At 72.5% G+C, this 24,806-nt stretch carries 27 protein-coding genes; 5 read left to right on the forward strand and 22 right to left on the reverse strand.

Annotated elements, in window-relative coordinates:
- Window positions 1-10: 10 nt before the first annotated feature.
- Window positions 11-373, reverse strand: coding sequence for a hypothetical protein (locus ACTWNK_RS23265; protein ID WP_474306582.1), 363 nt, complete (start codon window positions 371-373; stop codon window positions 11-13).
- A gap of 250 nt (window positions 374-623) precedes the next feature.
- Between ACTWNK_RS23265 and ACTWNK_RS23270 the strand changes: the two genes are divergently transcribed.
- Entirely contained in the window at window positions 624-1,976 is a 1,353-nt protein-coding gene (locus ACTWNK_RS23270) for a carotenoid oxygenase family protein (protein WP_474306583.1), read from the forward strand.
- A gap of 6 nt (window positions 1,977-1,982) precedes the next feature.
- On the opposite strand, the gene ACTWNK_RS23275 is transcribed toward ACTWNK_RS23270, so the two are convergent.
- Window positions 1,983-2,441: a Clp protease N-terminal domain-containing protein gene (locus tag ACTWNK_RS23275; RefSeq protein WP_474306584.1), complete on the reverse strand. Its 459-nt coding sequence runs from the start codon at window positions 2,439-2,441 to the stop codon at window positions 1,983-1,985.
- Window positions 2,442-2,450: 9 nt separating this feature from the next.
- Entirely contained in the window at window positions 2,451-2,645 is a 195-nt protein-coding gene (locus ACTWNK_RS23280; protein ID WP_474306585.1) for a hypothetical protein, read from the reverse strand.
- A gap of 69 nt (window positions 2,646-2,714) precedes the next feature.
- Here ACTWNK_RS23280 and ACTWNK_RS23285 point away from each other — a divergent pair, with 69 nt between their 5' ends.
- Window positions 2,715-4,061: an FAD-dependent monooxygenase gene (locus tag ACTWNK_RS23285; RefSeq protein ID WP_474306586.1), complete on the forward strand. Its 1,347-nt coding sequence runs from the start codon at window positions 2,715-2,717 to the stop codon at window positions 4,059-4,061.
- Window positions 4,062-4,095: 34 nt separating this feature from the next.
- On the opposite strand, the gene ACTWNK_RS23290 is transcribed toward ACTWNK_RS23285, so the two are convergent.
- Window positions 4,096-4,776: a TetR/AcrR family transcriptional regulator gene (locus tag ACTWNK_RS23290; RefSeq protein WP_474306587.1), complete on the reverse strand. Its 681-nt coding sequence runs from the start codon at window positions 4,774-4,776 to the stop codon at window positions 4,096-4,098.
- A 35-nt stretch (window positions 4,777-4,811) separates the two neighbouring features.
- On the opposite strand from ACTWNK_RS23290, the gene ACTWNK_RS23295 reads away from it, so the two are divergent.
- Window positions 4,812-5,915 carry an FAD-dependent oxidoreductase gene (locus ACTWNK_RS23295; protein ID WP_474306588.1) on the forward strand — a complete coding sequence of 368 codons (1,104 nt, stop codon included), beginning with the start codon at window positions 4,812-4,814 and terminating at the stop codon, window positions 5,913-5,915.
- 6 nt (window positions 5,916-5,921) lie between these two features.
- Here ACTWNK_RS23295 and ACTWNK_RS23300 read toward each other — a convergent pair whose 3' ends face one another.
- From ACTWNK_RS23300 to ACTWNK_RS23315, 4 genes are all read right to left on the reverse strand, one after another.
- Window positions 5,922-7,067, reverse strand: coding sequence for an RNA polymerase sigma factor (locus ACTWNK_RS23300; RefSeq protein ID WP_474310964.1), 1,146 nt, complete (start codon window positions 7,065-7,067; stop codon window positions 5,922-5,924).
- An 8-nt stretch (window positions 7,068-7,075) separates the two neighbouring features.
- Window positions 7,076-7,483 (reverse strand): YciI family protein, encoded by a 408-nt coding sequence (locus ACTWNK_RS23305; RefSeq protein WP_474306589.1) that lies wholly within the window; start codon window positions 7,481-7,483, stop codon window positions 7,076-7,078.
- Between the two features lie 154 nt (window positions 7,484-7,637).
- The gene (locus tag ACTWNK_RS23310) at window positions 7,638-9,521 is read right to left on the reverse strand and encodes a hypothetical protein (RefSeq protein WP_474306590.1); all 1,884 of its coding nucleotides are present in this window, start codon (window positions 9,519-9,521) and stop codon (window positions 7,638-7,640) included.
- On the reverse strand, window positions 9,506-10,264 hold the full coding sequence (locus ACTWNK_RS23315) for an ABC transporter ATP-binding protein (RefSeq protein WP_474306591.1): 759 nt from the start codon (window positions 10,262-10,264) through the stop codon (window positions 9,506-9,508). The genes ACTWNK_RS23310 and ACTWNK_RS23315 overlap by 16 nt, the downstream gene beginning before the upstream one ends.
- A 111-nt stretch (window positions 10,265-10,375) precedes the next feature.
- Here ACTWNK_RS23315 and ACTWNK_RS23320 point away from each other — a divergent pair, with 111 nt between their 5' ends.
- Window positions 10,376-10,945: a TetR/AcrR family transcriptional regulator gene (locus ACTWNK_RS23320; protein WP_474306592.1), complete on the forward strand. Its 570-nt coding sequence runs from the start codon at window positions 10,376-10,378 to the stop codon at window positions 10,943-10,945.
- Between the two features lie 7 nt (window positions 10,946-10,952).
- On the opposite strand, the gene ACTWNK_RS23325 is transcribed toward ACTWNK_RS23320, so the two are convergent.
- From ACTWNK_RS23325 to ACTWNK_RS23365, 9 genes are all read right to left on the reverse strand, one after another.
- Entirely contained in the window at window positions 10,953-11,492 is a 540-nt protein-coding gene (locus tag ACTWNK_RS23325; protein ID WP_474306593.1) for a DUF1062 domain-containing protein, read from the reverse strand.
- Window positions 11,493-11,756: 264 nt separating this feature from the next.
- Window positions 11,757-12,497: a VOC family protein gene (locus tag ACTWNK_RS23330; protein WP_474306594.1), complete on the reverse strand. Its 741-nt coding sequence runs from the start codon at window positions 12,495-12,497 to the stop codon at window positions 11,757-11,759.
- Complete coding sequence (locus tag ACTWNK_RS23335) at window positions 12,488-13,186, reverse strand: ABC transporter ATP-binding protein (RefSeq protein ID WP_474306595.1); 699 nt, start codon at window positions 13,184-13,186, stop codon at window positions 12,488-12,490. The genes ACTWNK_RS23330 and ACTWNK_RS23335 overlap by 10 nt, the downstream gene beginning before the upstream one ends.
- Window positions 13,187-13,372: 186 nt before the next feature.
- Window positions 13,373-16,246: a hypothetical protein gene (locus ACTWNK_RS23340; protein WP_474306596.1), complete on the reverse strand. Its 2,874-nt coding sequence runs from the start codon at window positions 16,244-16,246 to the stop codon at window positions 13,373-13,375.
- A 111-nt stretch (window positions 16,247-16,357) separates the two neighbouring features.
- Entirely contained in the window at window positions 16,358-16,699 is a 342-nt protein-coding gene (locus ACTWNK_RS23345) for a metalloregulator ArsR/SmtB family transcription factor (protein ID WP_474306597.1), read from the reverse strand.
- 206 nt (window positions 16,700-16,905) lie between these two features.
- Window positions 16,906-17,316, reverse strand: coding sequence for a spore germination protein GerW family protein (locus tag ACTWNK_RS23350; RefSeq protein WP_474306598.1), 411 nt, complete (start codon window positions 17,314-17,316; stop codon window positions 16,906-16,908).
- Window positions 17,313-18,173 carry a universal stress protein gene (locus tag ACTWNK_RS23355; RefSeq protein ID WP_474306599.1) on the reverse strand — a complete coding sequence of 287 codons (861 nt, stop codon included), beginning with the start codon at window positions 18,171-18,173 and terminating at the stop codon, window positions 17,313-17,315. The genes ACTWNK_RS23350 and ACTWNK_RS23355 overlap by 4 nt, the downstream gene beginning before the upstream one ends.
- An 81-nt stretch (window positions 18,174-18,254) precedes the next feature.
- The gene (locus ACTWNK_RS23360) at window positions 18,255-19,091 is read right to left on the reverse strand and encodes an MBL fold metallo-hydrolase (RefSeq protein WP_474306600.1); all 837 of its coding nucleotides are present in this window, start codon (window positions 19,089-19,091) and stop codon (window positions 18,255-18,257) included.
- The gene (locus ACTWNK_RS23365; RefSeq protein ID WP_474306601.1) at window positions 19,091-19,681 is read right to left on the reverse strand and encodes a dihydrofolate reductase family protein; all 591 of its coding nucleotides are present in this window, start codon (window positions 19,679-19,681) and stop codon (window positions 19,091-19,093) included. The genes ACTWNK_RS23360 and ACTWNK_RS23365 overlap by 1 nt, the downstream gene beginning before the upstream one ends.
- Before the next feature lie 81 nt (window positions 19,682-19,762).
- Here ACTWNK_RS23365 and ACTWNK_RS23370 point away from each other — a divergent pair, with 81 nt between their 5' ends.
- Window positions 19,763-20,239 (forward strand): winged helix-turn-helix transcriptional regulator, encoded by a 477-nt coding sequence (locus tag ACTWNK_RS23370; protein WP_474306602.1) that lies wholly within the window; start codon window positions 19,763-19,765, stop codon window positions 20,237-20,239.
- Here ACTWNK_RS23370 and ACTWNK_RS23375 read toward each other — a convergent pair.
- From ACTWNK_RS23375 to ACTWNK_RS23395, 5 genes are all read right to left on the reverse strand, one after another.
- Entirely contained in the window at window positions 20,225-21,466 is a 1,242-nt protein-coding gene (locus ACTWNK_RS23375) for an RNA polymerase sigma factor (RefSeq protein WP_474306603.1), read from the reverse strand. The genes ACTWNK_RS23370 and ACTWNK_RS23375 overlap by 15 nt on opposite strands.
- On the reverse strand, window positions 21,463-21,786 hold the full coding sequence (locus ACTWNK_RS23380; protein WP_474306604.1) for a YciI family protein: 324 nt from the start codon (window positions 21,784-21,786) through the stop codon (window positions 21,463-21,465). Before ACTWNK_RS23380 ends, ACTWNK_RS23375 begins: the two co-directional genes overlap by 4 nt.
- Window positions 21,787-21,896: 110 nt before the next feature.
- Window positions 21,897-23,489 carry an alpha/beta hydrolase gene (locus ACTWNK_RS23385; protein ID WP_474306605.1) on the reverse strand — a complete coding sequence of 531 codons (1,593 nt, stop codon included), beginning with the start codon at window positions 23,487-23,489 and terminating at the stop codon, window positions 21,897-21,899.
- A 31-nt stretch (window positions 23,490-23,520) separates the two neighbouring features.
- Window positions 23,521-23,934: a GntR family transcriptional regulator gene (locus ACTWNK_RS23390; RefSeq protein ID WP_474306606.1), complete on the reverse strand. Its 414-nt coding sequence runs from the start codon at window positions 23,932-23,934 to the stop codon at window positions 23,521-23,523.
- Window positions 23,931-24,743 (reverse strand): hypothetical protein, encoded by an 813-nt coding sequence (locus ACTWNK_RS23395; RefSeq protein ID WP_474306607.1) that lies wholly within the window; start codon window positions 24,741-24,743, stop codon window positions 23,931-23,933. Before ACTWNK_RS23395 ends, ACTWNK_RS23390 begins: the two co-directional genes overlap by 4 nt.
- Between the last annotated feature and the right edge of the window lie 63 nt (window positions 24,744-24,806).

The raw sequence follows: 24,806 nt of genomic DNA on the forward strand, positions 1-24,806 counted from the left end.
CGGGAGTGTGTCAGTCGGCGCAGATCGCGTAGACGCTGATGCCGACGTCGTTGTAGCCGATCTGGCGGCCGAGCCCTATCCAGCCGCGCCCGTCACCGGTGGGGAAGGAGCCCACCAGGATGGCGCCGTTGCCCTGCGCCTCGGCTCCGCCGCCGAGCACGCGCTTGGTCCCGGGGCAGTAGAGCGTGCGCCGCTGGAAGTTGGGGACGTTGGCGTTGGCCAGGGTGACGATCTGGTACCCGGCGGGGAGTGCGGCCTGACGGGTGGCCGCCGCGACGGGGGCGGGCCCCTGCAGGGCGACGACGGTGGCGGCCACACAGGCCGCGGTGGCGAGGGTGGCGGCGGGAAGGAGCATGGACTTCTTGAATCGCACGATCTCTCCTTGTCCTCTCCCCTGACAAGCACGGAAGGGGGTCAGGGGAAGCGGGATTGACACACAGAGTATCCACTCGGTTGCTCTCCGTGTCCATAGGTCGAAGCGGTGGCCTCGAAAGAAATCTGCACGGCTCTGAGCTGCGGCGATGTCGCCCGGCTGACGGCGTCCGGCAGAACAAGACTGTTGTTTGCCTTTTTTCCGGCGCATGGTTGTCGGCGTCCCCCACCACGCCGACAGGAGATCACCCATGACCGAGACCGTCCCGCTCCACCTGGCGGGCAACAACGCGCCGATCGCCGAGGAGGTGACGCTGGAGCCCGTGAAGGTGACGGGCGAGATACCCGCCGAGCTGTCGGGGCAGTTCTTCAGGAACGGGCCGAACCCGCGTACCGGCTGGTCGCCGCACTCCTTCGCCGGGGACGGCATGATCCACACGATCGCGCTGGACGGCGGCCGGGCACGCTGGTACCGCAATCGCTACGTCCGCACGCCGCTCTACGACAACCCGGGCGAGTCGCGGTTCGCCCTGGCCTTCGACCCGGAGACCGGCCGCCTCGACTACCGGGTGAGCACGGCCAACACGCATCTGGTCGCCCATGCGGGCAGGCTGTTCGCACTGGAGGAGGGCGGGTTCCCGTACGAGGTGACGCCCGATCTGGCCACGGTCGGGCCCTGCACGTTCGACGGGGAGCTGCGCACGCCGATGACGGCGCATCCCAAGACGTGCCCGATCACGGGTGAGCTGCTGTTCTTCGGCTACCGGCTGCGGGCGCCGTACCTGACGTACTACCGGGCCGACGCCTCGGGGAAGGTGGTGCAGAGGCGGGTGGTGGACATGCCCCGGGCGACGATGATGCACGACTTCGCCGTCACCCGAGACCATGTGATCTTCCTGGACCTGCCGGTCGTCTTCGACGAGGGCCAGGCCGCGGCCGGTGGGCCGCCGTGGCGCTGGGACGACACCCACCGGGCCAGGTTCGGCGTCCTGGCGCGCACGGCGGGCGACGACGCGCCGGTGCGCTGGTTCGACGTCGAGCCGTGCTACGTCTGGCACACGATGAACGCCTTCGAGGACCCCGCGACCGGCACCATCACGATCACCGGCACGCGGGTGCCGTCCCTGTGGCGCGAGGGGGCGGACGACTTCGGCGGCGGCCTGCCCGTCCTGTACCGCTGGACGCTCGACCTGCGCACGGGCACGGTCGGCGAAGGGCCGATCGACGACACGCCCAGCGAGTACCCGCGTGTCGCGGACGGCGTGATCGGGCTGCCGCACCGCTACGGCTACACCACCGCGTTCTCGCTGGAGGCCGAGCCGGAGCGGTCGGAGATCTACGCCTACGACCTGACCGGCGGCGGCGGCGCGCGGGCCGTGCACCGTCTCCCGGCCGGGCACACGTGCGGCGAGGCGGTGTTCGTCGCGGCGGGGGCGGGCGGTGAGAACGACGGCTACCTGATGACCTTCGCACACGACCGGGCGACCGACCGGAGCTATCTGGCCATCCTGAACGCCGCCGACCTGGCCGCCCCGCCGCTGGCCGAGGTGCATCTGCCGGTCCGCGTCCCGGCCGGGTTCCACGGCAACTGGATCCCGGCCTGACCTTGGCTACGACCTCGACAGCCTGGCGCGTACGGCGTCGCGGTCGACGCCCAGGCGGTCGAGGAGGCCGGCCACGGGGTCGGGGCGCCGGGCGTCGATCAGGGTCAGCAGGAGCTGGTCGGCCGCCCTGCTGTTGCGGGTGCGTGCGCTCGTCGTCTGCACGGTGCGGCGCACGGCGGACTTGGCGCCCGAGGTGAGCATGCCGACGCTCACCGCCGGGTGCCTGCGTGGTCCGGGCGGCCCGTCGGCGATGTCGAGGCCGATGGCGGCCAGCGCCTGGCGGTCGAGCGCGTCGAGGGCGGCGCGCGCGCTGTCGAGGTCGACGCCGAGCGCCTGCGCGGCGGGCGCCTGGCGATCGTGCAGCAGGCCGAGCAGCAGGTGCTCGGTGCCGATGCGCCGGTCACCCCGGGCACGCGCCTCCTCCTGTGCGGCCTTGACCGCCACCGCGAACGGGCTCCTGGTCATGCTCATCCCTCATTTCCCGTATCTGGCGTGAACGGACTGGCGTGACGTGCCCAGCGCGTCACCGATCTGCTCCCACGTCCAGCCCTGCTCCCTGGCTCTGGCCACGGAGGCCGCCTCGACCTGCTCGGCCAGCCGGTGCAGTGCGCCCACGGCCCGGAGGCTGAGCTCCGGGTCCTGGGATCTGATCAGTTCGGAAAGCTCCACACTCGTCAGGCTAGATTGACAGGCGCATTTCTGTCAATCTAGCCTGACGAGTATCGAAGGAGGTTGACGATGATCGACACCGTGATCGCGGGGGCGGGTCCCACGGGGCTGATGCTGGCCTGCGAGATGAAACTGGCCGGAGCCGACCCGGTCGTGCTCGAACGACGCGCCCGGCCCAGCGACCAGCCCCGGGCCAACGGCCTGGTCGGGCAGGTCGTGCGGTTCCTGGAGTACCGAGGCCTGCTGGAGCGCTTCGGCCAAGGCTCGCCGTACACCGGGCCCGTGCCCGAGTGGCAGTTCGGCCCCATCGCCGTGGACCTGACCGGGCTCGACGACCCGCTGCGCGTGCTGGTGATCCAGCAGCCGGAGCTGGAGCGCCTGCTGGCCGAGCGCGCCGCCGAGCTGGGCGTGCGGGTACGGCGCGGCCAGGAGGTGACCGGCCTGCGACAGGACGAGGACGGCGTCGGCGTCGAGGCGGGCGGGCAGTGGCTGCGCGCCCGCTACGTGGTCGGCTGCGACGGGGGCCGCAGCCGGGTGCGCGAACTGGCCGGGATCGCCTTCCCCGGCACCACCGGCAGCGAGATGCTGCGCATCGCCCACCTGTCCACCGAGCTGACCCCGCCGCAGGCCGGCTGGGTCCGCACCGCGCTGGGCGCGACCCTCGTCACCTCGCTACGGCCCGGCGTCACCGTCGTCGGCGTCCTGGAGGAGACGTCGGCCGAGCCGGGGACGCCGCTGACCGGGCGGGAGCTGGGCGAGGCCTTCCGGCGGGTGGCGGGAGCGGACATGCCGCAGGGGGAGCCGATCTGGCTGTCGCGCACGGTGGCCCAGGCCCGGCTGGCCGAGCGATACCGCTCCGGCCGGGTCCTGCTGGCGGGCGATGCGGCCCATCTGTTCCCCGCCGGCGGCTCGGCGCTCAACATCGGCCTGCTCGACGCCGTGAACCTGGGCTGGAAGCTGGCCGCCGACCTGCGCGGGGACGCACCCGAAGGCCTGCTCGACACCTACCAGGCCGAACGCCGTCCGGTGGCGGCGCGCACCCTGACGCACACGCGCGTCCAGGCGTTCCTGGAGCGGGCGGCCGACGAGGACGCCTTGGCCGTACGGGAGTTGCTCGGCGAACTCCTCGCCCTGCCGCAGGCGTCACGCCACCTCGGGGAACTGCTGCTCGACGGGCGCTTCCCGGCCGGGTTCGCGCCGTTCGACTCCGCCGGGCGCGCGGTGCTGGCGGGTCCGGCCGAGCTCACGGGGGTGGCGGACGGCTGGCGCGACCGGGTCGACGTGGTCGAGCACACCGAGGGGATGCTGGTACGGCCGGACGGCTACATCGCATGGACGGGCGATCGGCCCGACGGGCTCGCGGGGGCCCTGTCGGCCTGGTTCGGCCCGGAAGCCGCAGCGAGCACGTCCGGCTGAGCACGCCGCCATCCGTCTCCGGTCGAGCAGGCCGTCAGTCGAGCTTGGCGGCCACCGCGTCGAGCACCCAGTCGAGGCCGGTCGTGAACGTCGTCTCGGCGTCGACGTGGGCGCCGTCGTGCACGGCCCTGGCCAGTGCGGGGAAGCGGCCGGTGGCCAGCATGGCCGTCAGGTGCGGGCCGCGGGAGCGCTGCCACTCGTGCTCGGACAGCCCCGTGGCCCGTTCGGCCCGCAGGTTCGCGATCTCGTGCCTGATCGCCCCGGTGACGTACGCGCCGACGGTCTCCACGGCTCGCATCACGGTGTCGAGCCCGGCGAGGCCGTCGAGCGCGGACAGGGTGGTCTCGCCCAGCGCGAGGGCGTTCGGGCCGAGCGCGGGACGGCCGCCCAGCACGTCGGCCAGCCAGTCGTGGCGAAGGGCCGCCTCCCGGGTACGCAGGGCGCGCAGCCGCAGGACAGCACGCCAGTCGCCGGGCCAGTCACCGGCGAGGATCTCGGCGTGGACCTCGTCCACCATGAGGTCGAACAGCTCCTCCTTGGAGGCGATGTAGCCGTAGAGCCGCATCGGCCCCGCCTCCAGCCTGGCGGCGACCTTGCGCAACGACACCGCATCCAGCCCGCCCTCGTCGGCCAGGGCGACGGCGGCGGCGACGATGCGTTCGCGGTCGAGCGGCACAGGGCGGGCAGCGGGTTCCGGCCGATCCCACACGGTCATGAATCCATCGTAGCGTTGCGATACAGTGTATCGACATGAGACGTCGTATCGCAGTGGTCGGAGCCGGTCCCGGCGGCCTCACCTTCGCACGCGTGATGCATCGCCACGGTCACCACGTCACCGTCCTGGAACGCGACCCGGCACCCGACGCCCGTCCCCCCGGCGGCATGCTCGACCTGCACGAGGGGCTCGGCCAGCTGGCCTTGGCCAAGGCCGGGCTGCTGGAGCGCTTCGAGGAGCTGGCACGCCCCGAGGGACAGGCCATGCGCATCCTGGACACCGACGCGAGCGTCCTGCGCGACTGGCGGCCACACCCGGACGAGCGGGCCAATCCCGAGATCGACCGGGGCCACCTGCGCGACCTGCTGCTCGGCCCTCTCGACGTGCGATGGGGGCAGGGCGTGCGCGAGGTCACGCCCGGGTCCGTCGTCCTCGCCGACGGGCGGCGGGAGGCGTTCGACCTCGTGCTCGGCGCGGACGGCGCCTGGTCCCGGGTCCGCGCCGCGCTCTCCCCCGCGACGCCGCACTACACGGGCGTCACCGTCGTCGAGACCTCCCTGGACGACGTCGACACCCGCCATCCCGGCCTCGCCCGCCTGATCGGCGCCGGTTCCATGGCCGCGTACGGCGTCAACCGCGCCCTGGTCGCCCAGCGCAACAGCGGAGGCCATGTCAAGGTGTACGTCCAGCTCAGGGCGCCGCAGGCCTGGCACACGGACCTGGAGCAGGGCGACACCGACTCCGTGCGGTCGCACCTGCTCGCCCTGTTCGACGGCTGGGCCGATCCCCTGCTCGACCTGCTGCGGCACGGCACGGCGTTCGTCTTCCGGCCGCTGCACGTCCTGCCGGTTGCGCATACCTGGCCGCATGTGCCCGGGGTGACGTTGCTGGGCGACGCGGCCCATCTGATGCCGCCGCTGGGCCTGGGCGCGAACCTGGCCATGCTGGAGGGCGCCGAACTCGCCGAAGCCGTCGCCGCCGGGCCAGGCGACCTGGACGAGGCCGTACGCGCACACGAACAGCGGATGTGGGCACGTGCGGAGCGATGGGCGAGGATGACGACCGAAGGGCTGGAGCGCCTGGTGAGCCCGGACCCGGCCCAGGCCCTCGCCCTGTTCGACGAGGTCCACCCTGACTGAGCGCCCTCAGCGGGCCCGGCGTGCGTTGAGCCTGGCCGCCTGGCGGGTCAGGTGGTCGCGTTCGGCCAGGTTGGGCGCCTGGTGGGCCGCCTCGGCGTACAGGCGGGCCGCGGTCGTCAGGTCGCCGTCGCGTTCGTGCAGGTAGGCCGAGACGGCCGTGTGGCGGGGCACCGACGCCTCCACCGCCGCGAGTGCGGCCAACCCGGCCCTCGGCCCGTCGGCCTCCCCGACGGCGACCGCGCGGTTGAGCCGTACGACGGGGCTGTCGGTCAGGCGGGCGAGCTCGTCGTACCACTCGACGATCTGCACCCAGTCGGTCTCTTCTGCGGCGGGCGCGTCGGCGTGCAGGGCGGCGATGGCGGCCTGGGCCTGGAACTCGCCCAGGCGGTCGCGGGCCAGCGCCGCCTGGAGGATGGCGACCCCCTCGGCGATCATCGTGGTGTCCCACCGGCCCCTGTCCTGCTCGGCGAGCGGCACCAGGCCACCGCCCGGGGTGGTCCGGGCGGCGCGCCTGGCGTGGTGCAGCAGCATGAGCGCGAGCAGCCCGGCCACCTCGGGATGGTCGATGCGAGCCGCCAGCTGCCTGGTCAGCCGGATGGCCTCGGCGGCGAGGTCGACGTCGCCGGAGTAACCCTCGTTGAAGACGAGGTAGAGCACGCGCAGCACGGTGGCGACCTCGCCCGGCCGTTCGAAACGCACGCCGGAGACCGTGCGCTTGGCCCGGCTGATGCGCTGGGCCATCGTCGCCTCCGGCACCAGGTAGGCCTCGGCGATCTGGCGTGTGGTCAGCCCGCCGACGGCACGCAGGGTGAGCGCGACCGCCGATGCGGGCGTCAGCGACGGGTGCGCGCACAGGAAGTACAGCTGCAGCGTGTCGTCCAGGGCGGACGCCGGGCCCGGTCCCGGCTCCTCCTCGATGCGTTCCTCACGCCGCTGGCGCGCGGTGTCGGCGCGTGTGGCGTCGAGGAACTTGCGCCAGGCCACGGTGACCAGCCAGCCCTTGGCATCGCGCGGCGGGTCGGCGGCCCAGACGCGCAACGCCTCGACCAGGGCGTCCTGCACCGCGTCCTCGGCCGCCGCGAAGTCGGCTCCGCGGCGGACGAGAACGGTGAGCACGCTCGGGGTGAGGCTCCTGAGCAGAACCTCGTCCATCGGTGCGGTCACTCCGTGATGGTGGGCGGCGAGGACAGGAACGGGCGCAGCTCCAGCCACTCGTGGATCGGCTTGCCGTCGATGCCCGGAGCGGCCGACAGCTCCCCCGCCAGTTCGACGGCGCGCTCGTAGCTGTCGACGTCGATGATCATCCATCCGGCGATGAGGTCCTTGGTCTCCGCGAACGGGCCGTCGGTGACCGGCGGGCGCCCCTCGCCGTCGTAGCGCACCCACGCGCCTTCGGGGGCGAGCGCGTCGCCGCCGACGTACTCGCCGGTGGTCTCCAGGCGGGCCGCGAAGTCGCGCATGTACTGCACGTGCGCGGTGATCTCCTCCGGGGTCCACTGGGCCATCGGCGCGTCGTTGACCGAGGCCGGGGCGCCGCGGTAGTGCTTCAGCAGCAGGTACTTCGCCATCGTCGTTCTCCTTGGTGCTCGTGCGGCCCTTGTGGCCGCCTTCACCCCTGGGACGGAGCGGGACACGGGTTCTCGACATCACCCGCGAACTTTTTCCCGGGCGATTTCCCGCCCGTCCCTCCATCCTCGCCCATGCGCGCCCGGCCGTTCGCCTTCAGGCCTGGGACGGGACGGCTCGTGCCGCCTTGACCAGGTAGAACAGGCCGATGCCCAGTCCTGAGAGCAGCAGGAGGAGCCCGAGCACGCCCATGGCGACGATGACCGGCCACTGCAGAGCCGGCGGCAGGTGCAGGGCCAGGAACCACGACCGGGTGTCGTCGCCCGCGTCCAGCATCAGCGCGGGCACGATGCTCTGGGCCACCAGCGGCACCCAGCACAACGTCAGGCTCGCCCGCACGTACAGGCGCAGGCCCTTCGGCGCGAGGTCGAGCCCCAGGCCCGGCGCGGACGGCAGCGCGACCGGGACGGGATGGCGCGGGGCGAGCGCCGGACGTGCGCGCCGAGGGGCGGCGCCGGTGCGCATGAGCAGGAGCAGTTCGGGGGCGCGGGCTTCGAGCCTGGCCGAGGCCAGCCGTCCCAGCAGCCACGCCAGCGCGAACCCGCTCGCCACGCCGACGAGCGGCCCCGACCAGGCGGGTCCCCAGCGAACGGCGGCGTAGGCCGGAGCCATGGTCGCCGTGGTGAGGATGAGCACCAGCAGCGCCTGGACGAAGTCGGTGCCGTTCTCCAGGAGGTTGCCGCCGCGGCGGTGCGGATCGGGCATCGGCACCGGGCGCAGCACCGACACCAGCACGCTCACCCCGGCGCCGCCGCCCAGCAGCGCGGGCGTCAGCGCCACCAGCCACGGCCACAGCGCGTGCTCGCCGGTGACGACGACCATGACCACGGTCAGGACGAGCGTCGCGGGCGCCGACACCGCCAGCACGGCGAGCTGACGGCCCCGCACGTCGTGCCTGATGGCGCCCGGGATCATCATCTTGCCCCACAGCTCGGTGCCGTCCTCGCCGTAGAGGTTGGCCGAGATGGCCGACACCCACAGGGCGAACACCAGGCCGGTCCACGGCAGGAAGATCGTCGACCCGGCGGCCAGCGGAAGTGCGCAGAACACCAGCGCGTAGGCCAGGGCGAAGACCAGGAAGTGCAGGCGCAGCAGGTCACGTGTCCAGGTGCGCAGCTCGCGGGCGACGACCGCGCTCACCGGGCCCCTGGCCCACCGGCCGGAGGAGGCCGAGGCGGGACGGCCGCTGGCCCGCCGCGTGGTCATCCGCCGCTCCAGCAGCGCGGCCCAGCCGTACCAGCAGGCCACGCCGAGCGCCGCCAGCCCCGCCAGGGCCGCCGCCGCGGTGAGCCAGCGCCCCTGCCCGGCCGCCTGTACGGCCAGCACGCCCCACCCGGACGGCAGCGCCGTCAGCCAGGCGGACAGGGTGTCGGGCACGCCGGTGCGCAGGGCGGACCGCGCCAGCGGGGTGAGCGCCCAGCCGCCGTGCACGCCCGCCAGCAGCGTCGCGCTGACGACGGCGGCCATGGCCGCGCCCAGCTTGGAGCGGAGCACCCGGCCGAGCGCCGCGACGACCAGCCGCGAGGCCAGCACACAGACCGCCACCTGCAACAGCACGGCGAGCACGCCGACGGCGACGGCCGCGGCGCCGAGCCCGGCGTCGACGGCCACGATCACGAGCGCGGAGAAGGCCACGAGGGTGACGACGGGCGCGACGCCGACGAACGCGGTCGCGGCCAGCCCGGCCGCCAGGCGGCGCGGTGTGAGCGACAGCAGCGTGAAGTGCTCGGGCCGCAGCGTCTCGTCGCCGCCTCCGAACAGCGCGGGCCCGAGCAGCCAGCTCAGCGTCCACAGGGCGAAGCCGATGCCGAGCAGGTCGAACGGCAGCGAGGCGACCGCGTGCGCACCGGTCACGAGCACGATCAGGACCGCCGCGAGCGCCAGCCCGGCGGCGGCGCCGGTGGCCATCAGGGCGGCGCGCTGGCCGGTCATCGAGTGCCGCAGGACGGCCAGCTTCATACGGATCAGGACGACAGCCACGCCAGCTCACCCACCTCGCGGACCTGTCCGCCCACCAGGCTGACGAACCGCTCCTCCAGGCTCAGCCCGCCGCGCACGTCCTGCAGCGGACCGGCGGCCACGACGCGGCCCGCGTCGACCACGGCCACGTGGTCGCACACCTGCTCCACGACGCTCATCACGTGACTGGAGAACACCACACAGCCGCCACCGCGTACGAAATGACGCAGCATGGCCTTGATGGTGGCGGCCGAGACGGGATCGACGGCTTCGAGGGGTTCGTCGAGCACCAGCAGCTTCGGCGCGTGCAGCATCGCCGTGGCCAGGCCGATCTTCTTGCGCATGCCGGTGGAGTACTCCAGCACCAGCGTGCGCTCGGCCTCGTCCAGCTCCAGGATCTCCAGCAGTTCGGCGGAACGGCGTTCGACCTCGGCCGGGCGCATGCCGCGCAGCAGGCCGGTGAAGTGCAGCAGCTCGCGGCCGGTCAGCCGTTCCGGCATGGACAGGCCGTCGGGCAGCACGCCGATGAGCTCCTTGGCGCGGGCCGGGTCCGACCACACGTCGATACCGAAGATCTCCGACCGGCCGGCGTCGGGGCGCAGCAGGCCGACCGCCATCGACAGCGACGTCGTCTTGCCGGCTCCGTTGGGGCCGACGAGGCCGAAGAAGGACCCGCGCGGCACGTCCAGATCGAGGTGGTCGACCACCGTGGTGCGGCCGAAGGTCTTGGTCAGACCGGCGAGCCGTAGGGCGGGGTCGGTCATGAGGGGTCCCCTTTCGCTCGGGCACGGCACGTGTCGTGCCGCTCTTGGAGCATGGCGGGGACGATCCCGTACTGTCAACACGGCACGTGCCGTTCCACTTAGGATGGGGAGATGACCGACAGACATGCCGAACGCACCGAGGCCATCATGCGGGCCACACTGGAGCTGGGCGAGGAGATCGGCTACGGCAGGCTCAGCATCGAGGCGGTCGCCGCACGCGCCGGGGTCGGCAAGCACACGATCTATCGCCGCTGGTCCTCCAAGGGCGCCCTGTTCCTCGACTCGCTGCTGTCGCTGAACGAGGGCGACCTCGACTACCCCGACAGCGGCGACATCATCGCCGACCTGCGCCTGCAGATCCACGCCGCCATCGACCTGCTCGACGCGCCGCCCTTCGGCCCGCTGTATCGCGCGCTGATCGCCGAGGCGCTGCTCGACCCCACGCTCGCGGTCGCGCTCAACGACCACTTCATCGCCCCGCAGACCGCCAAGACCCTCGCCAGGCTGGAGAAGGCGCGCGAACACGGCCAGGTCTCGGCCGACTTCGACCTCGACCTGGCCATGGCCGTGCTGTCAGGCCCGCTCTACTTCCACGCGCTGGTCACCCAGCAGCGGCTGACGCACGACTACGTCGACCGCATGCTGGAGGGCCTGTTCACCGGGATGGCCCCCAAACCCTGACCCGGGTTCACTCCTCGGGCATGACGGTGAACCCGAAGCCGGCACTTGTCGTACGGCGTAGCGGTGTGTCGCGTTTGATGCGGCGTGTCACCTCCTTACGGCTGAAGCCGAGACCGCGCGCGATCAGCCGATCGGGACGCACCGGGATCGGGTCGTGCAGGGCGACCTCCACCTGGACCGGCCAGGCCACCTCCTGCCACGGCTCGGGGGTCTCCAGGCGCCAGGCGCCCGTCCAGTCCAGGGTGAAGCGGTTGCGCCTGGCGAAGAGCGGATCCAGCAGCCGGGCGGCCACCAGGTCCGGGTCGTTGTTCTGGTAGCCGAGGAGTTCGGCCGGGTCGAGGGTCCTGACCGGGGTACGCGCGTGGACGGTGAGCTTGTGCGTCCGGTCGCACGACACGCAGCGCACCAGCAGCCACACGTCCAGCAGGTGGCCGTTGGCGTTGACGCGGAACCTGCCCTCGCCGGTGGTGGCCGCCTCCGAAGGGCAGTCCACGCACCGCGACGACAGCAGGGGCAGCCTGGTACGGCGGACGACCCAGGGCAGCACGACATGAGGGTATGAAGACATGATCTCTCTAGATCTGACACGAGGCCGATTGCGCGCGGCCTCAAGCGCCGTAGGACCGGGCGCACGCGGGCAGCCCGGCGGAGCCGGTGCCAGGACCGGCTTACGGAGAGGCGGAAGAAGGTGTCAGATCCGGAAAGCAGGCGGGGTCACGCGGGGTATGTCCTCACTACGAACTGCTGCTTCATCAGCATGTCGCAGGAAACGTACGGGAAGCGGGCGTGCGGCCTCAAACGGTTTTCCGCCTCAGTGCGGGGTCAGGACGCAGAACTCGTTGCCCTCGGGGTCGGCCAGCACCGCCCACGGCACCTCGCCCTGGCCGAGGTCGACGTCGGTGGCGCCGAGCGCGCGCAGTCTGGCCACCTCCGCGGCGTGGTCGTCGCCGGGGTAGGGCCGAAGGTCGAGGTGGATGCGGTTCTTCACGGTCTTGACGCCGGGCGTGCGGAGGAACTCGAGGTAGGGGCCGACGCCCTTGGCCGAGCGGAGCAGAGCGTGCTCGTCGGTGAGCTCGTGCACCGTCCAGTCGATGGCCTCGTCCCAGAAGGCGGCCATCGCGCGGGGATCGGCGCACTCGGCCACGACGACGGCGATCGGTCCGGTGTCCTGGTGCTGCGGCCGGGGCTCCAGCACGCAGAACTCGTTGCCCTCCGGGTCGGCCAGGACCGTCCACGGCACGTCGTCGCCCTGTCCCACGTCCAGGCGCGTGGCGCCGATCGCCAGCAGGCGCTCGACCAGCTCGGCCTGATGGGCCGCGGACGTGGTGGCGAGGTCGAGGTGCACGCGGTTCTTCGCCGTCTTGGGCTCGGGCACGGTGATGATGTCGACGACGACGGCGGCCGGGTCGGGATAGACCGACCCGGCCGGCTCCAGGTTGGTCACGCCGGGCCCCTCGCTGGAGATGCCCCAGCCGAGCGCCTCGGCCCAGAACCTGCCGAGCGCGGCGTCGTCGCGGGCGTTCATCGCGGTCTGCACAAGCCTCAATGCCATGGCGTCGATCCTATGCCGGGGCCGCAGGTCAGCCTGCCATGAGCCATGGTCAGGACGGTGTGGCTCAGTGCCAGCGCCGCCGGGTCGCGCGTCAGCATGACGGTGGCCAGGCCGTCGCGCGCGGTGAGTTCGGCCAGCAGGCGCACGACCTGCTCGCCCGCGGGGTCGCCGAGCACGCCGGTGGGCTCGTCGACCAGGAGCAGGCGCGGCGCGTTCATCAGCGAGCGCGCGATGCCGACCCGTTGCCGCTCGCCGCCCGACAGCTCGTGCGGGCGCCGGTGCCGCCTGCCGCCGAGGCCGACGGCGAACATGAGCTCCGCCGCCCTGGCCGAGGCCGCGCCGGGAGGCTGTCCCGACAGGTGGGCCACGGCCAGGAGCTGGTCGAGCGCCGAGAGCGAGGGCAGCAGGGCGTCGCGCCTGAACACGATGCCGATGTGGTCGCGGCGCACCCTGCTCCGGGTGGCCGGACCCGCGCGCGAGACGTCGTGCCCGGCGACGACGACGCTCCCCGCGTCGGGGGTGAGGAGCGTCGCGGCGACGGCGAGCAGGCTGGACCTGCCCGCACCGGCGGGGCCGGTGACGGCGGTGAACTCGCCGGAGGCGACCGTCATGCTGACGGAGTCGAGCGCGGTCAACCTGCCGTCCCCGTCGGGGTAGGTCAGGACGACGTCGCGCAGTTCGAGTGTCATCGGGCTGCCCCCAGGGCGACGAAGCGGCGGACGAGGCGAGACTAGGTCTCCCCCGGCCCGCTTCCGGCCGGTGTTTCCGCACATCGTGCATCTGGTCGCCCGAAACACTCCCGTGGGGCGATGCGGTAGATGATCACTGTTGCATTCGCTGAGCAAGCCATGACCGATCGGTCCCCGGCCCCCTTGTCAGTACACCTCGCTCTTGTTGTTGTTGATCTCGTCGAGAACGCGGGTGGCCTCGCTGTAGCGGCCGGTGTTGCCGCTCACCGGGAGGTGCAGGGTGGCGATCCCGAACAGGGCGCCCGCCCGTACGCTGCGCAGGCCGTGCCGTTCGGCCATCGCGGACCTGATGACCGTCGAGGCGTTGATCCGCCGGGTGGCCAGGTTGAGGTAGGTCCCGGCCAGCTGGACGCGCAGGACGCCCGCGTGCGGCCCGGCCGAGTCGAAGATCGCCTCCACCTCGGACGCCGAGAGCGCGCCGTCGCCTCCGGTGTCGAAGCGCTGGTCGCCTGACTGGACGCGGGCCAGGATCTCCGCGCTCCACTGCTGTTCGTGCGTGCGCCAGTAGCCGGGGCTGCGCGGATCGCGGGTGGCGCTCGCCTGGGTGATCCTGGTGCTCGCCGACGCCCGTACCGGCTCGTAGGCGCAGCCGTTGACGTTGGTGAAGGTCAGGGTCGCCGCGTTGGTGATCTCGGTCCCGGCGGTCAGCAGCAGGCTGGGCCTCGCGGTGTACTCGATGCGCTGTTCGCCCGACTGCGCGGCCAGGGTGCCGATCGGCCAGGTGAGCGTCGTCGTGCCGTCGGCGTTGCGTGCCACCGTCGCGGGCCGGGGTCCGGCTCCGGTGTCCAGGGCCTTGCTGTAGTAGACGTCCTTCGGCAGCACGTCGGTGACGACGACCCCGGTGGCGCCCGCACTGCCCGTGTTCCCGTAGGCGATCCGGTAGGTGATCGCCTCACCGGCGTGCACGGTGGCCCTGGCGCTCTTGGCGGCGCTCAGCCGGGGCGCGTGCACGGTGGTCGCCAGCGAGTCCGAGCCGCTGAACGGGTTGCCCAGCATGTCCTGGCCTTCGGCCGCGGCCGTGCGGCTCAGGACGGTGGCGTCGGCGGTGTCGCACGGCACCTCGACGTCCGCCTGCCGGGTGAGGGAGGCTCCGGCCACGGCCGTGGCTACGTCCTCGCCGTCCAGCCTGGTCGCCAGGGACGGGCCGCGGCCCGGGTTGCCGAGCGTGGTCGCATACCTCAGCGTGTCGCCGGGCGAGGCGTCGGCGGGCCCGGTCAGCTCCACCTCGAGCTCGGGCCGTACCAGGGCGGCCAGGTTGTCGCGTGCCGCCCTGATCGCGTCGGCGTCGGGCTCGTTCTCGACCGGAGCTCCGGCCGTACGGAAGTCCTCGATGGTACGGAAGCCGTAGGACAGGTGGTTCCAGTCCTCGAAGCCGTCGAGGCGGGTGAGCAGCGGCGGTTCGCCGGGGTCGTGGGAGCCGTTGCCGTTGGCGTCGTCGCCGGTGTCGTCGTTGACGTTGGCCGAGACGTTGGCCGTGGGCGACGGGGAGCAGCTCACGCCGCTCCGGCCGCCCGCGCCGTCCCAGTCGACGCCGCCGAGCGCCGGGATGCCGATGCCCGCGCACTCGTCGAGCCCGGGAGGGAGCTTCTCGTGCAGGGGCGGCAGGGCCGTGCGCGAGTAGTCGCATCCGCCGGGCAGGCCCGCCGCGGGCACGGGGGTGACGTCGCACAGCTGCATGGCGTAGGACATGACGCTCAGGTAGTTGGGTTTGTCGTTGAACTCGTCGCCACCGCCGTGCCGCAGGCCCAGCCCGTGGCCGAGTTCGTGCATGAGCGTGCCCGCCTGCTGGTCGGCCGAGCCGACCGACCCCGTGTAGCAGGGGACGCTCCCGGGGTTGGTGCCGCCGAGTGTGATCATGAAGTTGACACCCGGGATGCCTTTGGCCCAGCCGCCGGTGCAGTCGTCGCTCGCCGCGCGGAGGTTGGTCTGGTGGGCCGACAGCGCGTAGCGGAAGACGAGGTCGCGTGCGGCGTCCATGCTCTTCAGGGTGAAGAAGTTCGTCGCGGGCCGTCCGGCGGCGCCGTCCCAGTCCACGATCTCGTTGCCCGCCTCGCTGATCCGCTCGCCGCCTCCGCCCCGGTTGCCGAACGTGCCGACGGCGCCGACGGTGCTCCTGGGCACGGCGGTGGCCGTTCCCTGGGCATGGCCGTACAGGCCGCCGATGTCGACGTGCAGTTGGATGCCCGAGGTGCCGTCGGCGTTGGACACCGGGGCGTCGGCGAAGGCCTGGACGGTCGCGCGGATCGCGGCCGGCACCGGGCAGTGGGTGTGGCCGACGCCCACCAGGCAGTCGATCTCCAGGTAGAGGTCCTTGCGCCGGAAGTCGGCCCCCATGGCGGGCAGGTCGACGTCGATGGTGGCGTCCCCGTCCGCGTTGTAGCCCCAGCGCTCCCAGCCGTCCAGCAGGAAGTCGCCGTCGGTGTCGCCGTTGCCGGAGTCGATGCTGATGTCGAAGCAGATCTTGACGCGGGGTTCGTCGTCGTCGCCGCCGTCGCCTGTGGCGCACGACTGCGGCCAGCTGACCCTGTCCTCGGCGCCGGTGGGGTCGATCCACTTGCCGGTGAGGTGGTCGACCCTGAAGTCGAGGTTGTTGTCGCCGTCGCGGGGGCTGATGTCACCCAGGTCGTCGCCCGTCGTGCTGTCGTAGTCCCAGATCTGGATGCCGATGGGGATGTTCAGCACGTTGTCCGGCACCTGTTCGGTGATCGTCCAGAACGGGGTGATGAGCGAGCTGTCGTCCACGCGTGGTGTCGAGGGGTCGTCGTCGCTGCTTCCCGGCGGCTGTTTCCTGCCGTTGATCCACACCTTGGCGTACAGGTCGGCCGGGCCCTCGGCCGCCGCTTCGAGCCCCGCGTTGCGGCAGTCGTCGACGCACTGCACGTGGGTGATGGTGAGGGTGACCGTACGCGTGGCGAAGGCCCGGGCCTGCGTCCCCGGCACGAGGGTCACCACCAGGAGGCCGAGCGCCCCGAGTACGGCCGTCAGGAGTCTGGCGTTCATGTCGCTCCCCTTGGTTGGCTGAGCGACACCTTCACACCTGCACAGAGTGAGCACATGAGTACGGGGCTACTCATGGCGGTGCGATGAGAGGCGAGCGGCTGTTCGGCGGACCTACGCCCTGAGGGCCAGGGGCGAGAACAGGGCGCCGAGCCGGTTGACGGTCTCGGGGACGAGCCAGTAGTACACCCAGGTGCCGCGTCGTTCGCCGTCGATGAGGCCAGCCGTGCGCAGGACCTTGAGGTGGTGGGAGATCGTGGGGGCGCTCAGGTCGAAGCCGGGCGTCAGGTCGCACACGCACACCTCGCCGTCGGCGTGGGAGCCGATCATCGAGAGCAGGCGCAGCCGTACGGGGTCGGCGACGGCCTTGAGGAGGGCGGCGAGTTCGGTGGCGTCGGTCTCGGTCAGTGGCTGCCGGGTGATCGGCGCGCAGCACGCGCTGGACGCGGCGGTCATACGGCAGCCCCTTTGCTTCGACGACTGTCGAAACTATACGCGAGCGGCTCAGCCGCAGCACGCCGTGTGCGGGCGCGGTGCCGCAGGAGTGGTGGTCGGGTCGATGAGCGGGCGAGCGCGGGTGGCGCCGAGCACGTCGGGCACGGCCTGGTCGAATCAGAACCGGGGGGCGCGAGACTCCTCGGGGTCGCCGTGCGCGGAACCTCTCAGGATCGCCGTGCGCGCAGCCGGATGAACGCGCGCAGGGCGAGCAGGGCCACGACGGCGACGATCTGCCCGCCTATGATGATCTTGTTGACGTCGAGCGCGGGCTGCCACTGCACCTGGCCGTCCTTGATGACGTACACCCCGGCCGGGGTCGCGCTGACGCCGAAGCCGCCGCCCTCCCCCTCGCCCGGCCGATCGCCGCCCTCCTGCTTGCCGCTTCCGCCGCCGCCGCCCGCGCCCAGCCTGGCCACGGGGATGACGGTCACACCGTCCTGGGTGATCGGCTCGCCGAACACGCGGGTGACACCGGCCGAGCGTTCGACCTTCTCCAGCATCTCGTTGACGTTCACGCGCCTGCCTTCCTCACCTCTGACGACCTTGACCTGATGGACATACCCCGCGGCGGTCACGAGGGCTCCTGCCGTGGGCGTACGACCGCGACGGGGCTGTGGGCGTGGTGCAGGACGCCGTGGCTGACCGAGCCGAGCAGGGTCGAGGCCAACCGGCCGCGCCCCCGGGAGCCGACGACGACCAGATCGGCGGCACGCGAGGCGGCGACGAGCGCGTCGACCGGGTGCCTGCCCTCGGTCGTCTCGACGAGGTCGACGTCGGGGTGCCTCTCGCGCCAGGGCGCCAGGCGTTCGGCGGCCAGGCGGCTCTCGTTGGCGGAGAAGTCCTCAACCAGGGCGCCGTACCCGGCGGCGTAGGGCGAGAGGATCGGCATCGTCCAGGCGTGCAGCACGCGCAGCCTGGCCTTGCGCAGCCGCGCCTCGGTGATCGCGTACTCCATCGCGGCCTGCGCGTGCGGCGAGCCGTCGTAGCCCACGACGATCTCACCGTGCTCGCCGGCGGCCTCCTCTCGCACGACGACGACCGGCGCGACGGCACGCCCGGCCACGGCCAGGCCGGTGGAGCCGAGGAGCAGTCCGGCGAATCCGCCGACGCCTCTGCTGCCGAGCACGAGACAGTCTGCCTGCTCGGCCTCACGCAGCAGCGCCGCGGCGATGTCGGCACTGACCGGCTGCGTGCTCACCTTCACACCGGGTGCGTGCCGCCTGGCCTGGTCGGCGGCCGAGGCGAGCAGTTCCTCGCCGTAGCGGGCGAAGTGCTCCCTCGTCGGCATCAGCAGGGGGTTGGGCGACCACGGCTCGGTCACGTGCACGATCTTCAGTTCGGCCTCGCGCAGGGCGGCGTCGCCTGCCGCCCATCGCACGGCGGCCAGGGCCGCGTCCGAGCCGTCAACGCCTACGACTACCGATGCGCTCATTGCGGGGCTCCTTGCCGGTCATGTGGGGTCTTGACCTCCATTGCACCTCATCGCCCCGGCGGCGGCAGCGGCCGAAGGTCCTCACGCGGCGGGACCTCGGTCCTGTCCGCCGCGCCGGGCGAGGTGCTCGCGCTGCCCGGCGTGGACGTCGCTCACCCATTCCCAGCCGGGCCTGGCCGCCGGGCCGATCCTGGGGTCGGCGGGTTCGTGCCCGGCGCGCAGGGCCAGGACGTAGGCGCGGTCCTGCTCGATCCTTTCGTGCAGCCGATCGGCCCCTGCGGGCGACCCGTGGCCGGGTACCACGACGTCGGCCTCGCCCGCCACGCCCTGCAGCAGGCGCAACGCGGTGAGGTAGTCCTCGATCGGGTCGGCGGCCTCCAGGTCGAGCATGGGGACCAGGACGTCGGAGAGCATGTCACCGGCGAGGAGCACCCGGTGCTCGGCGACCAGCAGCGCCGCATGACCGGGGGCGTGCGCCTGGTGCTCGACGACGCGGACCTCGGGGCCCTCCCACGGGACGTGCGTGGTCCCGGCGGGCAGGGCGGCGATCTCGCCGTACAGATCCAGCGGGACCTGTCCGGCGATCTCCGTCTCCAGCAGGTGCTCGGCGATGCGCTCCTTCGCGTCCGGCTGCGCCAGCTGCCCGGCCGCGGCGGCGGCGCAGCGTGCGGTGCCGTACCTGGGGGCGGGGCCGAGAGCGGGGTGCCAGAGCAGGTGGTCCCAGTCCGGATGGGTGGAGAAGGCGGCCACGACGGCCTGTCCTCGCGTGCGCAGGTCGGCGGCCAGGCACTCCAGCTCGGCGCCGGTCACGCCGGGGTCGACGAGCAGCACGCCGGTGCGGCCTCGCACCACGACGGCGTTGCTCTGCACGAACTCACTCTCGTGGACCCATACGTCGCGGGCGACCGGCTTCAGCACTATCCCGCCTCCTTCGCGTCAAGTACGGCATAGCGGTGCAGCGTGACGCCTTGCGCGAACGAGCGCTGCTCCAGCAGGCCGAGGTCGATCGGCAGGTCGTGGTCGTCGAACAGCGGCCTGCCGAAGCCGAGGATCGAGGGATGGGTCCACAGCAGCAGTTCGTCCAGCAGTCCCCGCCTGAGCAGCTGCGTCGCCAGGTTCGCGCCGCCGACGCTGATGACGCCTTCGGTCGTGGCGCGCAGGGTGGCGAGCTGGTCGATGGCGTCGTCGCCGCCGATGACGCGGGTGTTGTGCTCGGCGGTGCGCCGGGTGCGGGACAGGAGCACCTTGGGCTTGGCGGTCCAGAGCTCGCCGTACTCGCGCATGTAGCCGGGCAGCGAGGCGTCCTGGGACGAGGTCGGCCAGAACTCCCGCATCACGTCGTAGTACACCCGGCCGTGCACCATGAGGGCGAGCTCCCGCGTCAGGCGGTTGGCCTCGCGGTGCACCTCCTCGTCGATGCGCAGCCAGTCGCCCGCGCCGTTGTCCCCTGGAACCTGCTCGATCCGCAGGTCGACGGAGACGTTCATCGAATAGACGAAGCGCCCCATCCGCCCCTCCTCCCGCATAGTGCTTGCATTTTGCAACCACTATAGTGAGGGCGAATGGCCTGTCAAGGAAAGGAGGGGGTCTTGGAAGCACGCTCCGGGTGTCCGATCAACGCCGCCGTCGAGGTGCTCGGGGATCGCTGGTCGTTGCTGGTGCTGCGCGACGTCGTCTTCGGCGACCGCCGCCACTTCCGGGCGCTGCTCACCGGCTCGATCGAGGGCATCGCCTCCAACATCCTCGCCGACCGCCTGGTCCGGCTCGTCGAGGCCGGCCTGCTCACGCGGGGCACCGCCGCCCGGGGGCAGCGCGCCCGCTACAGCCTCACCGAGGCCGGCATCCAGACCCTTCCGATCCTGTACGCGCTGGGCAACTGGGGTCTCGACCGGAGCGCCGGCGACGAGGAGCTCCGCGCCAGGCAGCTGCTCATGCGCCAGGAGGGCCCGGCCTTCGTCGAGGACCTCATGGACGACCTGCGCACCCGCCATCTCGACGCCCCGCCCAGGCCGCGCGAGGGCCCGAGCCCGCTGGAGCGCCTGGCCGCGCTCTCACCCGCCCGGTGAGAGCTGGTCGCGCCGGCGCGTGAGGTGGCCGATCTCGGCCGTGTTGCCCGCCAGCGCGATGGCCGCGTCGTAGGCCGCGCGCGACTCGCCGCCGCGTCCCAGCCTGCGCAGCAGGTCGGCACGCGTGGCATGGAAGGCGTGGTACCCGGCCAGCTCGCCGCCGAGCCGGTCGACGATCGCCAGCGCCACCTCGGGTCCGTCGAGCTCGGCCAGGGCGATGGCCCGGTTGAGTGCGACGATCGGCGAGGCGTCCAGCCGTACCAGCTGGTCGTACAGGGCGACGACCTGCGACCAGTCGGTGTCGCGCACGTCGCGGGCCGAGGTGTGCACGGCGTTGATCGCCGCGAGGATCTGGTAGCGGCCGGGCGCCACCCCGGCGGCCAGGCGCTCGCGGACCAGCCGATGGCCTTCGGCGATCATCGCGGCGTCCCACGCACCCCTGTCCTGCTCGCCGAGCGGCACCAGCTCGCCGCTGACCGAGACCCTGGCCGTACGGCGGGCCTCGGTCAGCAGCATCAGCGCCAGCAGCCCGGCCACCTCGCCGTCGCCAGGCAGCAGCGCGCGCACCAGCCGGGTCAGGCGGATCGCCTCGGCGGTCAGGTCGTGGCGCACGGGATCCGTGCCGGGCCCGCTGGCCAGGTAGCCCTCGTTGAAGGCGAGGTAGAGCACGGCCAGCACGCCCGACATCCGCGCCGGGAGGTCGGGCCCGGAGGGCACCCGGTAGGGGATGCGGGCCGTTCTGATCTTGTCCTTGGCCCGGGTGATCCGCCTGCCCATGGCGCTCTCCTGGACGAGGAAGGCGCGGGCGATCTCGGCCACGCTCAGCCCGGCGACCATGCGCAGCGTCAGCGCCACCCGGGTCTCCATCGCCAGCGCCGGATGGCAGCAGGTGAAGATCAGCCGGAGGCGTTCGTCGTCGATGGGGCCGTGCGGCTCGGGCGGGACGTCGTCGTACATCGTCTGCGCCTCCCTGTGCTTGTCGCCGCGTTTGCTCTCGCGCCTGATCCTGTCGATGGCCTTGCGCTGGGCGGTGGTGGTGAGCCAGGCGCCCGGGTTCGGTGGCGGGCCTTCGGCGGGCCAGCGTTCGACGGCGACGGCGAACGCCTCGGCCGCCGCCTCCTCGGCGATGTCGAGATCGCCGAAACGCCTGGTCAGGGCGGCGACCACCCGGGCCCATTCCGCGCGGTGGACTCGGGTGATCGCCTCCTGCGCGTCGGTGGCGTTCACAGGAAGGGACGTACCTCGGTCTTCCGATTGCAGGCCTTCGAGCCGTCGGCCGCCAGGGCGAGGGCGGCGTCGAGGTCGGGCGCCTGGACGATCCAGAAGCCGATGAGGAACTCCTTGGACTCCACGAAGGGCCCGTCGGTGTACAACGGCTCGGCGCCTCGGTTGTCGATCACCGTGGCCGTGTCGGGCCCGCCCAGGCCTCCGGCGAACACCCAGTGCCCCGCGGCCTTGAGCCGGTCGTTGAACACGTCGATGGCGGCGTCCTCGTCGGGGGTGGACAGGTCGGGCGAGTCGGTGATCACGGAAATCAGGTACTGCATGGCGTCTCATCTCCTGCGGTCGCGCACCTTGTGAAGGGAGCCTTCACCCTTGCCACGAAGACGAGCGGCCGGATCCGACATCTTTGTCGAACTTTTTCCGGCCGGACCTCCTACAGCGGTCCCACGGGCGGCAGGAGCGGGAGCGCCGTTGAGGCGAATCCCGGCCCGGCCGGTCGCGGGGCCGGGCAGAAGCGGTCGCGCGCGGGAAGCGTCCCGGCGGCCAGGAAGGCGACCATCGCCTTATCGGCGCAGCTGCCCAGCCCGATGACGCCGTGCCCGCCCTGGTCGACCGTGATCATCACAGCCCGCTTGCCCAGTACGGCGCGCAGCCCGCGCGCGGCCGCCAGGGGGGTGGAGGGGTCGCGGGTGTTCTGCAGGATGAGGATGTTGCGCGGCCCGTGCCCGGTGACCCGCACCGGCGCCTCGATCGGCCGGGTGGGCCAGGCCGCGCACGGCCAGATGTTGGCGGGCATGCCCGCGGACACCGGCCAGGCGCGCCGATCGGCCGCGACCTGCCGGGCGTGCAGGGCGGTGCTGCGGGGCCAGGCGGCGTCATCGCAGATCACCGCGTACAGGGCGGCCACCTGGTTGTCACTCGGCTGGTTGTCGCTCGGCTGGTTGCCGCTCGTCCGGTTGCCGCTCGTCGTCAGGCCCGCATGGCGCTCCAGGCGCGTGAGCACGGCCGCGTCCGGCGCCGCTCCGGTCAGTTCCGCCCACACCTCGGCCAGGAGCGGGAAGCGCGCATCGGCGTAGAGCACCACCCGGGTGATCTCGCGCAGCGTGTTGCCGTCGAACGGCGGGCCGCCCGGGTCGGGCAGCGGGTCGCGGTCCAGGGCGGAGGTCAGCCGGTCGTAGGTGCGGCGTACCTCGGCCTGGGTGGTGCCCAGGTGGTAGAGGTCGTCGCGTGCGGCGGCGAAGGCCAGGAAGTCCGACAGCCTCTCCTCGATCGCCTGGTTCCACAACTGCCACATGTCACGCCACACCAGGCGGGGGTCGGCGGCGCTGTCCATCACGATGCGGTCGCCGCGCCCGGGGAACAGCGAGAGGTACACCGCGCCCAGGTACGTCCCGTAGGACAGGCCGAGGTAGGACAGCTTGGGCTCGCCGAGCGCCGCCCGGATGCGGTCCATGTCCCTGGCGGTGTTGGCCGTGGTGATGAACGGCAGCAGGTCGCCCGAGTGCCTGGCGCAGGAGGCGGCGGTGTCGCGTGCGAAGGCGATGTTGGCCGTGATGTCGCCGCCGGGCGCCGGGTAGGGCAGGGCCAGGGTGAGGATCTTCGCGGGGTCGAGTCCGCAGGTGACCGGGGTGCTGTGGCCGATCCCGCGCGGGTCGAAGCCGATCAGGTCGTACTGTTCGAGCACCTCGGGCGGCATGCCGACCGCGAGCCTGCTGGGCAGGTCGAGGCCGCTGCCGCCGGGCCCGCCCGGGTTGGACAGCAGGATCCCGCGGCGTGCCTGCGGGCGTGAGGTGGCGATGCGGGAGATCGCGATGTCGATGCCGCGCCCGTGCGGGGCGCGGTAGTCCAGCGGCACCCGCAGGGTGGCGCACTGCTGGCGCGGGTCGCGCGGGGGGCCGGACCCGCCAGGCGGGCAGGCGCCCCACACCGGGGCCGCGCCCGAGGTAGCGGCGGGCGCGGGGGCGGGGACGGTCAGGGTGAACGCGGTGATGAGCACGGCCAGGGCCGATCGCAGAGCTAATCGCATGGTGTATCCCTTCTCCGGGAGTTCTCGATGGTCATGCCGGTGCGGTGTGTGCCTGGGTGCGGGCGGCGGGCCTGACGCCGGGCGCGGTCACGGCGGTGGTCAGGGCCGCCTGGACGATGCGGATCGCCTCGCCGGGTTCGATGCCGACACTGGCGATCACGGCCGCGTAGTCGGCGGCGGCCCGGCGGGCCCGTTCCCTGCCCTCCTCGCCGGCCGCCGCGACGAACGAGCCCGCACGCCCGCGTGTCTCGATCAGCCCGGCCTCCTCCAGCTCGCGGTAGGCCCGGCCGACGGTGTTGACGGCCAGGCCGAGGTCGGCCGCGAGGTGGCGGATGGTCGGCAGCCGGGCGCCGACGGCCAGCGTGCGTTCCTGGATCTGCCGGGCGAGCTGGGCCCGCAGCTGCTCGAACGGCGGCACGGGTGAGGCCGCGTCGATGACGATCATCGCTGGCTCATGATCCGCCGGGCAAGCTCCCTGCTCGGCGTCGTGCGGAAGGTGAGCAGGATGTAGGCGCCCATGGCCACGAGCAGGTAGGCGACCGCCGCCACCCGCCACCAGCCCGGCGCCACGCCGAACAGCAGCACCATGGGCAGCGTCACCTGGACGTTCGGCGAGAGCAGTTCGCGGGCGTCCTCCACCCGCATGATGACGTCGGCGCTCAGCGACTGCTCGTCCTCGGCCACGACCGGCCGCCTGATGAGGTGACGCATCTGCAGGGCGATGAGCACCGTCACCCCGCTCACGCCGATCAGCACGACGAGCGCCACCTCGCGCACGAGCGGCAGGTCGAGGGGCAGGGCGCTGCCGACCAGCGCGACCGCCCCGAGGAAGGTGGCCACGGCGAAGATCGTGTACGGCCGGCCGAGCACGGCGCGCAGGCCCGGCTGGACCAGATGGGCGGCCCGGCGCGACAGGGTGGCGCCCGCCCGCCTGTCGACCCGCCGTACCCACCAGTCGAGCAGCGACTGGGCCACCAGCAGGGCGCCGACCAGCGCGCCGAGTGCGGCCATCGGCCCGTAGCGCTGCCCGCCGCCGAAGAAGACGGCGGCGGTGAGGGCGCTGGCCACGATCAGCACCGCCAGGATGACGTGCTCGGCCAGCCGCACACGCCTGCGTACGGCCAGCCGTTCGGCCAGCAGCGGGGGCAGGCGGTCGCCGGTCAGCTCGTGCCTGGCCAGCCACTGTCCCGCCAGCCACAGTTTGGCCGTGGCGGCCGTCGGCGCGGCGGCGCCCGGCAGGGGGTCGGAATGCACGACTCCTCCTTTGTCGCAAGGTTTGTATCAGCATGATGCGTCATAGCTTGCGACAAAGTCAAT

The sequence above is a fragment of the Nonomuraea sp. IBHARD001 genome, assembly GCF_056106265.1.

Coding starts and splice junctions, on each gene's coding strand:
- ACTWNK_RS23270 (WP_474306583.1), top strand. CDS start 624: ATGACCGAGACCGTCCCGCTCCACCTGGCGGGCAACAACGCGCCGATC.
- ACTWNK_RS23275 (WP_474306584.1), bottom strand. CDS start 2,441: ATGACCAGGAGCCCGTTCGCGGTGGCGGTCAAGGCCGCACAGGAGGAG.
- ACTWNK_RS23285 (WP_474306586.1), top strand. CDS start 2,715: ATGATCGACACCGTGATCGCGGGGGCGGGTCCCACGGGGCTGATGCTG.
- ACTWNK_RS23290 (WP_474306587.1), bottom strand. CDS start 4,776: ATGACCGTGTGGGATCGGCCGGAACCCGCTGCCCGCCCTGTGCCGCTC.
- ACTWNK_RS23295 (WP_474306588.1), top strand. CDS start 4,812: ATGAGACGTCGTATCGCAGTGGTCGGAGCCGGTCCCGGCGGCCTCACC.
- ACTWNK_RS23300 (WP_474310964.1), bottom strand. CDS start 7,067: ATGGACGAGGTTCTGCTCAGGAGCCTCACCCCGAGCGTGCTCACCGTT.
- ACTWNK_RS23305 (WP_474306589.1), bottom strand. CDS start 7,483: ATGGCGAAGTACCTGCTGCTGAAGCACTACCGCGGCGCCCCGGCCTCG.
- ACTWNK_RS23315 (WP_474306591.1), bottom strand. CDS start 10,264: ATGACCGACCCCGCCCTACGGCTCGCCGGTCTGACCAAGACCTTCGGC.
- ACTWNK_RS23320 (WP_474306592.1), top strand. CDS start 10,376: ATGACCGACAGACATGCCGAACGCACCGAGGCCATCATGCGGGCCACA.
- ACTWNK_RS23330 (WP_474306594.1), bottom strand. CDS start 12,497: ATGGCATTGAGGCTTGTGCAGACCGCGATGAACGCCCGCGACGACGCC.
- ACTWNK_RS23335 (WP_474306595.1), bottom strand. CDS start 13,186: ATGACACTCGAACTGCGCGACGTCGTCCTGACCTACCCCGACGGGGAC.
- ACTWNK_RS23340 (WP_474306596.1), bottom strand. CDS start 16,246: ATGAACGCCAGACTCCTGACGGCCGTACTCGGGGCGCTCGGCCTCCTG.
- ACTWNK_RS23345 (WP_474306597.1), bottom strand. CDS start 16,699: ATGACCGCCGCGTCCAGCGCGTGCTGCGCGCCGATCACCCGGCAGCCA.
- ACTWNK_RS23355 (WP_474306599.1), bottom strand. CDS start 18,173: ATGAGCGCATCGGTAGTCGTAGGCGTTGACGGCTCGGACGCGGCCCTG.
- ACTWNK_RS23365 (WP_474306601.1), bottom strand. CDS start 19,681: ATGGGGCGCTTCGTCTATTCGATGAACGTCTCCGTCGACCTGCGGATC.
- ACTWNK_RS23380 (WP_474306604.1), bottom strand. CDS start 21,786: ATGCAGTACCTGATTTCCGTGATCACCGACTCGCCCGACCTGTCCACC.
- ACTWNK_RS23385 (WP_474306605.1), bottom strand. CDS start 23,489: ATGCGATTAGCTCTGCGATCGGCCCTGGCCGTGCTCATCACCGCGTTC.
- ACTWNK_RS23390 (WP_474306606.1), bottom strand. CDS start 23,934: ATGATCGTCATCGACGCGGCCTCACCCGTGCCGCCGTTCGAGCAGCTG.